This is a genomic window from Sodalis praecaptivus, from assembly GCF_000517425.1.
In the GTDB taxonomy this organism is placed as follows: domain Bacteria; phylum Pseudomonadota; class Gammaproteobacteria; order Enterobacterales; family Enterobacteriaceae; genus Sodalis_A; species Sodalis_A praecaptivus.
Genome location: NZ_CP006570.1, coordinates 335,732 through 348,545, shown reverse-complemented (window position 1 = coordinate 348,545; position 12,814 = coordinate 335,732). Strand labels below are relative to the sequence as shown.

At 55.8% G+C, this 12,814-nt stretch carries 10 protein-coding genes; 8 read left to right on the top strand and 2 right to left on the bottom strand.

Annotation, left to right across the window (positions count from 1 at the left end):
• Positions 1 to 726 precede the first annotated feature (726 nt).
• Positions 727 to 1,065, top strand: coding sequence for a hypothetical protein (locus SANT_RS24420; protein WP_148296389.1), 339 nt, complete (start codon positions 727 to 729; stop codon positions 1,063 to 1,065).
• Positions 1,066 to 2,037: 972 nt separating this feature from the next.
• Positions 2,038 to 2,946 carry an Rpn family recombination-promoting nuclease/putative transposase gene (locus SANT_RS22370; RefSeq protein ID WP_025424457.1) on the top strand — a complete coding sequence of 303 codons (909 nt, stop codon included), beginning with the start codon at positions 2,038 to 2,040 and terminating at the stop codon, positions 2,944 to 2,946.
• A 123-nt stretch (positions 2,947 to 3,069) separates the two neighbouring features.
• Here SANT_RS22370 and SANT_RS22365 read toward each other — a convergent pair whose 3' ends face one another.
• Together SANT_RS22365 and SANT_RS22360 are read right to left on the bottom strand one after the other, a co-directional pair.
• Complete coding sequence (locus SANT_RS22365) at positions 3,070 to 4,392, bottom strand: MmgE/PrpD family protein (RefSeq protein ID WP_025424456.1); 1,323 nt, start codon at positions 4,390 to 4,392, stop codon at positions 3,070 to 3,072.
• Between the two features lie 27 nt (positions 4,393 to 4,419).
• Positions 4,420 to 5,790: an MmgE/PrpD family protein gene (locus SANT_RS22360; RefSeq protein WP_025424455.1), complete on the bottom strand. Its 1,371-nt coding sequence runs from the start codon at positions 5,788 to 5,790 to the stop codon at positions 4,420 to 4,422.
• 468 nt (positions 5,791 to 6,258) lie between these two features.
• Here SANT_RS22360 and SANT_RS22355 point away from each other — a divergent pair, with 468 nt between their 5' ends.
• From SANT_RS22355 to SANT_RS22330, 6 genes are all read left to right on the top strand, one after another.
• Positions 6,259 to 7,293 (top strand): tripartite tricarboxylate transporter substrate binding protein, encoded by a 1,035-nt coding sequence (locus SANT_RS22355; RefSeq protein WP_025424454.1) that lies wholly within the window; start codon positions 6,259 to 6,261, stop codon positions 7,291 to 7,293.
• 12 nt (positions 7,294 to 7,305) lie between these two features.
• Complete coding sequence (locus SANT_RS22350; protein ID WP_025424453.1) at positions 7,306 to 7,743, top strand: tripartite tricarboxylate transporter TctB family protein; 438 nt, start codon at positions 7,306 to 7,308, stop codon at positions 7,741 to 7,743.
• Between the two features lie 9 nt (positions 7,744 to 7,752).
• On the top strand, positions 7,753 to 9,267 hold the full coding sequence (locus SANT_RS22345) for a tripartite tricarboxylate transporter permease (protein WP_025424452.1): 1,515 nt from the start codon (positions 7,753 to 7,755) through the stop codon (positions 9,265 to 9,267).
• Between the two features lie 14 nt (positions 9,268 to 9,281).
• A complete protein-coding gene (locus SANT_RS22340) occupies positions 9,282 to 10,187 on the top strand; it encodes a LysR family transcriptional regulator (RefSeq protein ID WP_025424451.1) in 906 nt (301 codons plus the stop codon).
• 87 nt (positions 10,188 to 10,274) lie between these two features.
• The gene (locus SANT_RS22335; RefSeq protein ID WP_025424450.1) at positions 10,275 to 10,871 is read left to right on the top strand and encodes a cysteine dioxygenase; all 597 of its coding nucleotides are present in this window, start codon (positions 10,275 to 10,277) and stop codon (positions 10,869 to 10,871) included.
• Positions 10,864 to 12,462, top strand: a complete 1,599-nt coding sequence (locus SANT_RS22330) for a rhodanese homology domain-containing protein (RefSeq protein WP_025424449.1) — start codon at positions 10,864 to 10,866, stop codon at positions 12,460 to 12,462. Before SANT_RS22335 ends, SANT_RS22330 begins: the two co-directional genes overlap by 8 nt.
• Positions 12,463 to 12,814 lie beyond the last annotated feature (352 nt).

Here is a 12,814-nt window from a genome sequence, read left to right as displayed (position 1 = left end):
AAGCGCCCAGTGGTGAGGAAAGGATACGCCGTATCCGCTAGCGCCAGCATGGGCCCTGTTGCGTTTACGCTGCGGGATTGCAAATCATCAGCGTCAGCGCGCGGTAGGGTTACCGCGCGGGATGAAATTTGTTCCGCATCGAATAGGTTATCGATGCCGTTGTCTTAGCGCGGGACCGGAAATGCTGATGGCCGGTAGAAGTAGGGTAAATCAGCGGAAAAGGTCAGGCGGCCTAATAAACGCTGTTTTTATCACGGTATAACTACGAGGTTTAAGCGATTCAGTAGGCAAGTATTCATTAATTGGCTGGCAGGCGAGATCATGATGGTTTAATGTCAATCCTCTTCGCAAACACGCAAAATTTATTTCACGAAAAATAACGGATCGTCAGGACTCTCTTTATCATGTGAATGAAAAAATATCGGCAACCATAAGTAGAGTAGTTAAAATAGGTGCCGTCTGATATAGCATTTTCATGCCCTGGCTTGAGGGCACACGCGAGGAAAACGTCTAAACGGTCATTGTTTGATAAAAAGGGAGGTTATTTCATTGTCTTATGAACGCAATGGTTCTCGATGTGCTAAGAAGCATGATTGCGCAACAGCAACAGACGTTATCAGAAAGTAAATAAATTAAATAACCTTTCCTATGGCTGAGCCTCGTAGAGGTTTAGGGTGCTGAAAATAATCTGCTCGAGCGAATAGGATAAACTGTAGCGGAGAAAAAATGAACGTCAACACTTCTACCCACTGTGCGTCTACAGCATTATTGCAACCCTATGCAGGCAGCAGAAAAAACGTGTCAGCCTCGACCCGCCAGCCAGTGCATAACAACAGGGGCGTGCACTTTAGCAATGTTATTTCAATTGTAAAAATTAGCAATGGCGGACGTGAAATAACCACACTGAGCCGATTTGAAGAATTGTACAGGCGGCACGTGGATGTACAGGCAAAACTGAGCGGGATGCGTTGCGCATACGGGCACGATAATCCTCGCACCGATCCGCAAAATTTTGACCTTGAATTCGCGCTAAAGAGGCTAGAGGGCTGCCCAGAGAATGCGTAATGTCACTCTTTTTAGGTGGCGTTTGCCGTGTGTAGGGCCGATGGCCTGCCTCTAGCTTTGCTATCCTGCCAAATCCACAGAAGCAGATACTACTGAAATAACGATCCTTGTGTTTAGTGAATATTCACTAACACATCGCACTCATCAGTCATTTCATGGCTTGCTTTGCCCTTGATGTTGACAATTAAAGAATCTTCCTGCTTGAGGGCAAGACAGAACGCAATCACCGTTGTGAAAGGGCTAACCAATGTCTTATCTATTAGTAATCACGTAAGCTATCTGCCCTTTAATAAATTACCGTTACCCTGCGGTTTGTCCCTGCTCATCATCACGGCATAGCGGGATGATAGAGTGAAAAGTGAATATTATCGTATGATGGTAGGGCGCCGTTAATGACATATTATTGCGAGAGGTATTTCTCCGCCCGGGGCGGTATCATCAAGACTTTTTATCTGAGAATTATTTATCAATGAATTAATTGGGATAATATCAATTTTGGCTGGAAAAAAGACTTTTATAATAAGACTTAGAATTGATAAGATAAGGGGATAATGGATAAGGATATTCTTTAGCGAAGGGGGAAATGCCGTTGAAGCCGTTTTGAGCGCCGTGAAGAGCCCGTGCTTTTTTCATTACACTTTATGGTGGCAACTTCTTTAGCGTTGATACTCCCCGTTATAGCGTGAACTATTCCGTTAACCAGGAGACTTTGTCGCGCCATAAGAAAATCACCTTATCACTAACCGGTGCCCCCTAAAAAGAGAGCAGTGAAATGATTACTCTTTGGCATCACGTAAAAAATAAGATTTTGGTCACCGCAGCGGTGAAAACACTGACAAGCGAGCAGCATCGCCGCGAATGCCTGCCTCATGGCGGGCAAATCAGGGACACTACAAACAGGGGTTTATGTAAACAGCATGATGCTCGCAATACTGACGCGATGATGCGGCGGACTTATGCCAGGGAGGCGCTATGTCACAGGTTATTTGCCAGCACGACGCGTTGTTTAAACGGTTCCTCGGGGATATCACCGTGGCGCGAGATTTTTTGGCTGTCCACTTGCCGGCGACAATTTGCCGTCAATGCGATCTGCGGACGCTGGCGATGGCGCCGGCCAGCTTTGTCGAGGAGAACTTACGCAGCCAGCTTTCCGATATGCTGTACTCGGTAAAAACCGCGAGCGGGGAAGGGTATATTTACTGCCTGATAGAGCATCAGTCGCGCCCTGAGAAGCTGATGCCGCAGCGTATGCTTCGCTACAGCCTGGCGGCGATGCAGCAGCACCTTGATCAGGGGCACGAACAATTGCCGGTGGTGGTGCCGCTGCTGTTTTACCACGGGCGGACGTCGCCCTATCCGTACACCACGCGCTGGCTGGATTGCTTTGCCGACCCTGAGCTGGCAGAATCGGTGTATATGCAGGCGTTCCCGCTGGTGGATATCACGGCGATGCCGGATGATGAGATCCTGACCCACCGACGCGTGGCGCTGCTGGAGTTGGTGCAAAAGCATATCCGAACGCGGGATGTGCTGGAGATGGTAAATGACATCGCCAGGTTGTCTAAACGTTGGCCGCTATCGGCGGCCCAGTTTCGCAGTCTGGTCTATTATATTGTCATGCAGGGAGAGACGTCGGCCGCGGAAGAGTTTCTGCGGGCGATGGCCGAGAAAGCAACGGATTATCAGGAGGACATCATGACGATTGCACAACAGCTTGAAGCGAAGGGGTTACAAAAGGGCCTGCAAAAGGGCATTCAAAAAGGTGAAAAGAATGCCTCAATCAAAATTGCACGGCAGCTCATCGCCAGTGGCGTTGAACGTGCGGTGGTGCAAAATTCCACTGGCCTGAATGATGAAGAATGGAATGCGTTAACGCGTTAACCTCGTTCTCTGTGGGCAGCGCGGGCGGTAAGCCGGCAACGCAAGGCTAGCACGGGTTGAGCTTATCCTTAGCTGTGCTTTGTTTCGGGGTGGCATGCCCTCGCCGTGCTTCAGCCTACAGGATCACGCCAGTTCCCCCAGATTCAGCCGTTGATAAAAGGCCAAAGCATCGCTGTCGCCGAGCGCCAGCGATGCACACTGTAAGAATTTATCTCTATTCAGCGCGGGCGGCAGCGGATTTTCGTATGAGGAACCCTGGGCACTGTCGATGTAGGTCGTTAAACGCCGACCGTCTTTGGTCTCAATCATCACCTCCGCGCCGCCGATATTATCGTGAAGGTAGGGGTGCAATGAGACCTGCCGCATGAGGCAATGCGTCTCCGGCCGGTTGAAGCGGGTCTCATCAATGAAATCATCCAGCGTCAACCGGCCTTCTTCTAGCGCGCGCGCCGTGCAGTAATGCAGGCTGAATTTGGCGGCCAAGGGATCCTTTGGCGCCGGGACGTTGATATGCGGAAACCTGATGGGGTGCACCCCGACCGCCACGCGCACAATTTCCTCAGGCGTCAGGCGATGTTCATGGCGCAGGGCAAGAATGCCGTCCAGCGGCGGTAAAATGGCGTAACAGCAGGGAAACCGTTTTTGCTTGATACCCATCACCGGCGCCAACAATACAGGCTCGCCGGTCCAGGGCGCCACCAGTAATGAGGTATCAAAATGTGCTGCTCCGGCGTTAAAGACAGAGAGATAGCCGTGATGATGCTCGAACGCCGATTTCCCCGCGCTGAAATCCTGCTGGGCGAGCTTGATCGCCAGTAAGGCGTTGCGATTGGCCTGGCCTACCCCTAACGGTTTGGTTTCGCTGCCGAAATTGGCCTTGATGCCTGACGCCAGCGCCGTGGCGATGGACAGTGCGACGGCCGTTTGATGTTCGCTCAATTCCAGCAGCGCCGCACAGGCTGCCACCGCGGCGAATATGCCGAGGGTGGTAGTCGGGTGCCATCCATGGGTATATTGGTAACGCCCGACCGCATCGCCCAGGCGCGATGCGGCCTCGAAACCGGTAATGTAGGCCCGCACCACGGCGGCCGGCGACGCCTGGCGTTCATCACCCAACGCCAACAACGCGGGCAGGATGGCGACCGAGGTATGGCCATGCAGACGAGAGTTCGAGTCGTCAAAATCCAGGATATGTGCGGCAATACCGTTGAACAACGCGGCGTCCAGAGCGTTGACGCGTAGCGACGTACCAAAAACCCGGCTTTGCCCTGGAGCGGCGGGTTCTATCACCGCGCGTAATTTTAGCGCCCCGGGCTGGACGCTACCGGCCAGCATAACGCCAAGGGTATCGATAATGGCGTAACGCGCCCGCTCAAAGGCCTCTTTGGGTAAACTTCTTTGATGAAATTGATGAATATTGCGGGCGAATTGCAAAGCGATAGTCATAGGCTTCCTTATCTCCTCGGGTCCGGATCAGTGGCGCCCGACCAGCAGCGCGGTTAAGGTACGCAGCGCGCCGGGTTGCTCAAAATTGGCTGCCGTGTGGAATAGCCGTTCGCTGTTCGCAGATCCCAGGGCCGGCACCGTCAGGCGAGAGAACTTATCATGTAACTCATCAAGGGAGAGGGGATTGAGCGCATGGCCTCGGACCACTTTGGTTTCCCCTCGTAATTGCTCGCCGTTGGTAAAGCTTATTTCGATGACCGACTCATGAGGCGCTTGCCCTTCCACCGCCTGCGCCACCACTTTTTTAAGCAATGCTCGGGCCTGAGGATCCGCGGTTTTACCGCCCGTGAAGTCTTGTTCCCCCAGCGGGAAACCGCAGAGCGCCAGGGCGATGCAGTGCTGGACGCTGAATTTGGTTTCCAACGGCGTACGGGGGCGTGGGTTACCGGCGTTGATCATACACATGGGGTGAACGTAGGCTTGGACATGGGCGATGTGGCGGCCGTTAAGCTCGGGAAATAATCCCTGGGCAGTTTCGATGGCAGCATGGGTGCCGCGGCAACTGGCATAACGCTTATAGCCGTTGGAGGACAATTCCCAGGTTTCGCCAAGGTCCAGAAGCGGCACATCAACATCACCGGACTGGATAAAGGATTTCAGCCAGCCCTCGGGTTCATAAAAATGGTGGGCGGCAATAAATCCCGACTGCGCCAACTCGGCCGCCATAATTCCGTCCATAGCCGCTTTGCCGGCGTGGAAGGGTTTGCCGTGCGTCCCCGAGGACTTCATTAATCCTCCCATCATCGTCGCCGCTGCGCCGAGGGCATTCGCCGACGCTGTCTCGTCCAGACCGCTTAGTGAGGCGGCCACCGCGGTCGCGCCCGCCCGGCCGGCGATGGCGGTCGGGTGAAATCCCCTGCGCTGCAGGTTTCTGCCGATCCCCTGCGTCCCGCCGCCGCCCAGGCGCGCCATGATTTCATAACCGGTGATAAACGCGGCCAGCACCTGTTGCTCAGTCAGATTTTGCGCCTGGCCCAGCGCCAAGGCCGTCGACCAGCACGGGCCGCTGGGATGTCCTGCGCCGCCAGGGTGGGTATCATCAAAATCTGCCGCATGGGCCATGGTGCCATTGATCAGCGCCGCCAGCGCAGGCGTAGTTTGGCCGCCCAGGATAATCTGCGCGCGGCCGGCCGCTTGCCAACCGAGCGCGACCTGGCGCACCGCGCTGACGGCGGGGTCGGTTACCGCCCCGATAGCCACCCCCAAATAGTCAATTAGGGCGCGTTTTGCTTCCAGCACAACGTGATGGGGGAATGCCAGGGTGCGGGCCCGTTGTATAAAACGGACCAATTGCCCCGTGCGCGGGTATATTTCAGATAGGGTTTGCCTATCGGCCATAGTTTTTCCTTTTATGCTGCAACCGTTGGAATACGCCATGTTGCGAAGGCAGAATACAAGCTGTATTCAATATAAAATAGGCTGATATTGAACCTTAAAATTATGAAAATTAATCATGATATTTGAAGATAAGATAAGTGATTAAAGTACTAAAGGTGGCTTCAGTTACTGTGACAGTCCCGCTGAAAGCACGTGCACGAGGAATACATGACGCTAATAAGCTGTATTTAAAGGCTATTACAACGTGATTCCTTTTTGCCGCGGTTGTTGTAGGAGACGTAATCAACCGCGGCGCCATCATTTTTACGCGTCAGGCAATTATTTGCTTTTTGCATATTAACTTATCCAGAAAATGAATTTCTTTTATTTTTTATCGAATGTTACTGTCGGCAAAATGAGGGCGGCGAAGAGTCATGCTGCCGCTAACCCAGCTGCGCTTCTTAATGAATGGATTGAAAGGAATAAATAATGACGGCGAGTGATTTATTGGGGCGGCGCATCGCGTGGCGTAGATGTTTACCGTTACTCTTCTTATCGATTCCTCTTCTGGCGGCGCATGCCGGGCAAAACGATGAATGGCGGCCGCAACAGCCCGTACAGGTGCTGGTGGGCGTTGGCCCGGGTGGGTCGATGGACCGTACCGCCAGAATGGTGAACGATGGTCTACAACACGCGGGATTAATTCCAGGCGGCAGCGAGGTGGTCAATCGCCCCGGCGGCGGCCACTCTCTGGCGTTGAACGCTTTGTTGAATCAGCCCGGCGACGCCGAGCGCATCCAAGTGGTAAATACTCCCTTCATTACCAACAAATTACTGGGGCGCAGCCCTATCGATTACCGGCAATTTACACCGCTGGCGCTGCTGTTCAGCGAGCGTTTCCTCTTTGCGGTGCGTAGCGATTCCCCTATTAAGGAGGGTAAGGATCTTATCGCCAAACTTCGGCAGGATCCCGCCAGCGTTTCGTTTTCGGTGTCCAGCGGCGTAGGGACCGTAAACTACGCCGCCGCGATGGAGCTGGCAAAGGCTATCGGCGCCGATATTCATAAAATTAAAGCGGTGAGTTTTGGCTCGGCGGCGGAGGGGGTGACCGCCACGCTGGGGGGGCATATCGATGTGGTTATCACAACGCCCTCCAGTCTTGTCCCTTATGTTCAAGCGGGGCGCCTGCGGGCGCTGGCGTCAGCAACCGAGACGAGATTAGGCGGGGTCTTGGCAACTGTCCCTACCTGGCGTGAGCAGGGGGTGGATGTGGTGGTAAGCGGTTGGCGTATTGTCATCGGCCCGCCGGGCCTGACGCCGGCGCAAGTCCGCTTCTGGAGCAATGCGCTGCGGCAAATTACCGCCACTCCTGAGTGGAAAAGCCAGCTGCAGCAGGAATATATCGAGGGGGGATATGGCGATAGTGCAGCGGCGGGCCGGCTTCTGACGCTAGAGGCGCGGCGTTTGAGTGAGTTATACACGTCGCTTGGCCTGACAAACCGGCAAGCGGGAGGCGGGGCTTAAGGCCGTATCGCGATGATTAGCTATCTGCTTGCGGCGGCGAGCACCCTCCTGGCCGCCGTGTATTACTGGGGTATCAGACAAATCCCGCTGCTGGGTATGGGCGACCCCGTAGGGCCGCGTTTTTTTCCCGGCTTATTATGCATCGCCCTGCTATTTTGCGTGCTGCTGCTGTTGCTGGAAGGGCGTCATAAAAGTGCCCCGCGCACGTTTCACGCCAGCACGCTGAAACCGGTGCTGGCCGCCTTGGCGGTGATCGGCCTTTACTTTATGGCGTTTGAAGAACTTGGCTATACCTTAGATACCACGCTGTTTCTATTGGTAACCATGATGTGTTGCCATCCGAAACCTCGCCAGGCGGCGTTGGTGGCGCTACTTTTCCCACTGGCGAGCTGGTATGTATTCAAATATGCCCTGAGCGTGCCGTTGCCCGCCGGCCGGCTGTTTTCCTAAGAGGCGGAGATGGAAACTTACCTGCAAATCTTTCACGGCTTCAGCGTCGCCTTTCAGCCCGATAATCTGCTTTATATTCTCATAGGCTGCCTGCTCGGCACCGCTGTGGGCGTGTTGCCGGGGTTGGGCCCGACGGCGGGTATCGCAGTTATGCTTCCCGTGACCTTTGGTCTGGAGCCCACCGGAGCGTTGATCATGCTCTGTGGCCTTTATTACGGCACCATGTATGGCGGGTCGACCGCGTCGATCCTGATTAATACCCCCGGTGAATCGTCATCGGTCATGACCGCGCTGGACGGCCATCAGATGGCGCGGCAGGGGCGCGCCGGCGCCGCGCTCGCCGTATCGGCCATCGGCTCGTTTATCGCCGGGACGATTGCCGTGGTCTTGCTGAGTTTCTTCGCCGTGCCGTTTTCCGTCTTTGCTTTGCGGGTCGGGCCCGCCGAATTTTTTACGCTAATGCTGTTTTCATTGAGCGCCGTGGCATCGCTGAGCGGCAAATCCTTGGCGCGCGGGCTGCTTTCGCTGGTGCTGGGGCTGATTATCGCCACGATCGGTATCGATCTGCAAAGCGGTATGCCGCGTTTTACCGGCGGCATCATGGAGCTGCAGGAAGGGATCCCCTTTCTGGTGGCGTCGGTCGGACTCTTTGCTCTGTCGGAAGTGCTGATCAACTTTGAGCGTCATTTGCAGGGGGAGGAGAAAATTCAACCCGTCCGCGGCAGCCTGTGGCTGACCCGAGAGGAATGGCGTCGTTCCCGCATGCCGATATTGCGCGGCACGCTGCTGGGCTTCGCAAAAGGACTGCTACCGGGCGGCGGCGCCACCATCGCCACGGTATTATCCTACGGCCTCGAGCGCGCGCTGAGCAAAACGCCAGAGCGGTTCGGCCAAGGGATGATAGAAGGTGTCGCCGGACCGGAAGCCGCCAATAACGCCGCGGTTGGCGGTCATCTGGTCCCGTTGCTTACCCTGGGGGTGCCGAGCAGCAGCTCTTCTGCGCTGTTACTGGGCGCGTTTATCATGTTTGGTATCCAGCCGGGTCCCTTGCTGATGCAAAATCATCCACAACTGGTCTGGGGACTGGTGGACAGTATGTATCTCGGCAACCTGCTGTTGCTGATACTCAATCTACCGCTGGTGTTCCTGTTTGTCCGGTTGTTATACATCCCAACGGGTATGCTGTTGCCGGGGATTGTCACGGTGGCCAGCATTGGCGTCTATTCCATCAAATCCAGCATTTTTGATCTTTACCTGATCCTGGGTTTCGGCCTGTTGGGTTATGTGCTGCGCAAGATTGATGTGCCGTTGGCGCCGATGATCCTGGCCCTGGTGCTGGGCAGTAACCTTGAGCAGTCGTTTCGCCAGGCGCTGACCATTTCCGCCGGCGATATGCATATCTTCATCGCAAGCCCCGTCGCGCTAGGGTTCTTGACCCTGACGTTACTGTCTCTCGCATTGAGTCTGACGCTACCGTTCTGGCGCGCCCGCCGGCGGCACGCCGCCGCCAACACGATCGACTAAGGGGCAAGCGCGCGATGACTTTGGATGAGATGAACGCTTTTATGGCGCTGGTACAGCTGCAATCTACGCGAGAAACGGCGGAATTGCTGGGTTTAACGCAGCCGGCTATCACCCGGCGGGTACAAAGCCTGGAGGCGTCGCTGGGGGTTGTCCTCCTTGACCGTCAAACCAAACCGCTCAAGCCGACGGCCATGGGACGGCGGGTTTATCGGCAATGCGAGCGCATCAGTAATGAACTCGCGCTTTTACGGCAATTGGTGGAACAAGATGCGCCCCCCAGCGGCGTTCTGCGCTTGGGGCTGCCGCAGAGCATAACGGATATCGGGGTAGCGCCGGCCCTAATGTCGCTGACCCACCGCTACCCTCATATTGAACCACGCCTGAGCAGCAACTGGGGCGTCAATTTATTGCAGGGAATACAGAAGGGGATAGTGGATGCGGCCTTGCTGCTTTATCCCGCCGGCAACATTTTCCCGGAGGGATTGCAGTCCAAGGATCTGGGGGCTGTGCCGCTGGTCGTTGCAACGGCGGCCGGCGGCGGCCCTCTGCCCACGACGCTTGCCGCCTGCCATCAGCAAGGCTGGGTACTCAACCCGACGGGGTGCGGCTTCAGGGGCGGCCTGGAGCGCGCGTTGAAAGATAGGGGATTGCCGATGCGCATCAATATGGAAGTTACCGGCAACGATCTGCAATTGGCCTTGATAGCGGACGGTGGCGGGCTGGGCTTGGTGCCGCGCTACCTGCTGGAAAATAGCGTTTACGCCGGCCGGTTACGTATTTTACCGCTACAGGATTTTCAACCGGACAACCGGCTCTGGCTGGTGCATCCAGTTTTACCGCGCCCCTTGGCCGAAGCGGCAGCCAGTTTCGGCTCGACCGTGGCCGCAAGGCTGGGTCTGACGGCGCCCTTGGCCCATTGACCGGGCCGCGACCGTCACCGGTTTGTGCTGGAAAGCGGAACCCCGCCCAGGCGACAGACGTCACACTTGTAACGGGAGAAGAAGAGAATGACCGAAACATTACGCTACGACCGCCTGCGTGATTTTATTGGGCAATTGGCGACGGTGCTGGATGAATACCATGACGAATCCGCGATTTTGCAACGGGCGAAGCCCCTGCTGGCAGAATTGGTCAGGCACGATGACTGGCTGGATGAAGCTTTTGCCCGGCCAGATCCGCAGTATTATCAGCAATATTTACTGCATATCGATTCGCGCCAGCGCTTTTCCGTGGTTAGCTTTGTTTGGGGCCCCGGTCAGAAAACGCCGGTTCATGATCATCGCGTCTGGGGCTTGATCGGCATGTTACGCGGCGCCGAGCAGTCGCAGTCCTTTTCCCTCGACGCTCAGGGATTGCGCCCAACGGGCGTGCCGATTCGACTACGGCCAGGGGATGTGGAAGCGGTATCGCCGCAAATAGGTGATATTCATCAGGTCAGCAATGTATTCGAGGACCAGGTATCCATCAGCATCCATGTTTACGGCGCCAATATCGGCGCAGTTCAGCGGGCCACCTGGAAACCGGACGGCAGTGAAAAACGTTTTATCTCCGGCTATTCCAATACCGTCTTGCCAAATATTTGGGACTTATCGAAACATGAATAATCCATTTTCATTTGCAGTGAGAGACTCCGAAGCCATTCGGCAGGCATTGTTGGCACGGCAGGAGCTGGCGTTAGTGGATGTTCGGGAAGAGGCGCCGTTTGCCACAGCCCATCCGCTCTTCGCCGTTAATATCCCTCTCTCCCGGCTCGAGATTGAAGTCGGCGCGCGCATTCCGCGCCTTACCACGCCGATAACGCTTTATGATAATAGCGAAGGGCTCGCCTTGGCGGCGGCCCATCGCCTGGTGGCGCTGGGCTATACCGATGTGGCTTTGCTCAAGGACGGGCTTGCCGGCTGGAAGGCGGCGGGAGAAGAACTGTTCAGCGACGTCAATTCGCCCAGTAAGGCGTTTGGTGAATGGGTAGAGCATCAACGGCATACGCCGTCTTTGACCGCACAAGAGGTCCAGACGCTGTTGGCTAGCCAGTCGGACGTGGTAGTACTGGATGTTCGCCGTTTCGATGAATACCATACGATGAGTATTCCCGGCAGCATCAGCGTGCCTGGTGCTGAGCTGGTGTTGCGGGTGCGGGATTTGGTGCCGTCCCCTGCGACGCGGGTGATTGTCAACTGCGCCGGCCGCACCCGCAGTATTATCGGCACGCAGTCTTTAGTGAATGCCGGCATCAATAATCCGGTTTTCGCTTTACGCAACGGAACGATCGGCTGGACGTTGGCGGGACAACCCCTCGAGCGTGGCCAAGTGCGGCGCTACGGGGAAACGGGCGACGCTGCGGCCCGCCTTGCCGGCGAATCAGCACGAGCGGTCGCCGATCGCGCTGGCGTTCAGCGTATCGGCTTGCCGCTATTGCGGCAATGGCAATCCGATCCCGATCGCACTCTTTATCTGTTCGATGTACGTTCGCAGGAAGAGTACCAAGCGGGGCATTTGCCCGGCGCCAGGCCGGTTGCGGGGGGGCAGTTGGTACAGGAAACCGATCAGTATGCCAGCGTTCGCGGCGCCAGTATTGTTCTGATTGATGACAAGAAAGTGCGCGCCGATATGACAGCCTCGTGGCTGTCCCAGATGAACTGGCGGGTCTGGGTGCTAGATGATGTCACCGCCGGTGATTTCGGCGAACGGGGTCCTTGGCAACCCCCGTTGCCCGTTTTGCCGCCCCAGCAGCGGGTAGACGCTACGCGCCTTGCCGTCTGGCTACGGGAAAGCGACACCCTGGTGCTGGATGTTAGCGCCAGCGCGAATTATGTGTCTGGCCATATTCCCGGTGCCTATTGGCTGTTAGGATCGGATCTTCGCCCGTTGGGCGCGACGCACGCCCTTCCGCTCGCAGCCCGTTACGTTGTCACCTGTGGCACCGGCCAGCTGGCCCCTTACAGGGTCAATGAAATTGAACGGCTTACCGGTAAACCGGTTTATGTATTGAATGGTGGCAATGCCGCCTGGAAAGCGGAGAATTTGCCGTTGGAGCAGGGGGAAAACCGGCTACTGTCCCCGCGGATCGATCGTTACCGGCGGCCTTATGAGGGTACAGAGGTACCGGAGGCCGTTATGCAGGCTTATCTGGATTGGGAGTATGGATTGGTTGCACAATTGACGAAAGACGGTACGCACGGTTTCTGGGTGCTATAACCCTTTGCTGACGGAGCACCTCCGTCGGCCACAGTCAGTTTGGCAACGCCCTTTGCTGGTCGATAGGCGAGACAAGAACAAGATTAAAGCGAGTTTAGGGCAAGGTGCGGGAGCACGACCGCATGCTCTCAGGCTGAACCTTAAGAGCGTTTGTTAAACCAACTACCTACCGCCGCAAGCACCATGCGCCATAACCCGATTTCCATTGCCCAAGGCGGGAAGATGTTATCAGTTCTGGCGGTGTATTATTCTGAAAACATGGCCTTGGGTGAGCTAAAATAGTCCATTATCGAAAAAAACAGTCATTGAGCGCAAATAAGCGTAAAGAAAAATACCTGCCCGATTTTAGTCG

Coding starts and splice junctions, on each gene's coding strand:
- SANT_RS22335 (WP_025424450.1), top strand. CDS start 10,275: ATGACCGAAACATTACGCTACGACCGCCTGCGTGATTTTATTGGGCAA.
- SANT_RS24420 (WP_148296389.1), top strand. CDS start 727: ATGAACGTCAACACTTCTACCCACTGTGCGTCTACAGCATTATTGCAA.
- SANT_RS22365 (WP_025424456.1), bottom strand. CDS start 4,392: ATGACTATCGCTTTGCAATTCGCCCGCAATATTCATCAATTTCATCAA.
- SANT_RS22345 (WP_025424452.1), top strand. CDS start 7,753: ATGGAAACTTACCTGCAAATCTTTCACGGCTTCAGCGTCGCCTTTCAG.
- SANT_RS22360 (WP_025424455.1), bottom strand. CDS start 5,790: ATGGCCGATAGGCAAACCCTATCTGAAATATACCCGCGCACGGGGCAA.
- SANT_RS22370 (WP_025424457.1), top strand. CDS start 2,038: ATGTCACAGGTTATTTGCCAGCACGACGCGTTGTTTAAACGGTTCCTC.
- SANT_RS22355 (WP_025424454.1), top strand. CDS start 6,259: ATGACGGCGAGTGATTTATTGGGGCGGCGCATCGCGTGGCGTAGATGT.
- SANT_RS22350 (WP_025424453.1), top strand. CDS start 7,306: ATGATTAGCTATCTGCTTGCGGCGGCGAGCACCCTCCTGGCCGCCGTG.
- SANT_RS22330 (WP_025424449.1), top strand. CDS start 10,864: ATGAATAATCCATTTTCATTTGCAGTGAGAGACTCCGAAGCCATTCGG.
- SANT_RS22340 (WP_025424451.1), top strand. CDS start 9,282: ATGACTTTGGATGAGATGAACGCTTTTATGGCGCTGGTACAGCTGCAA.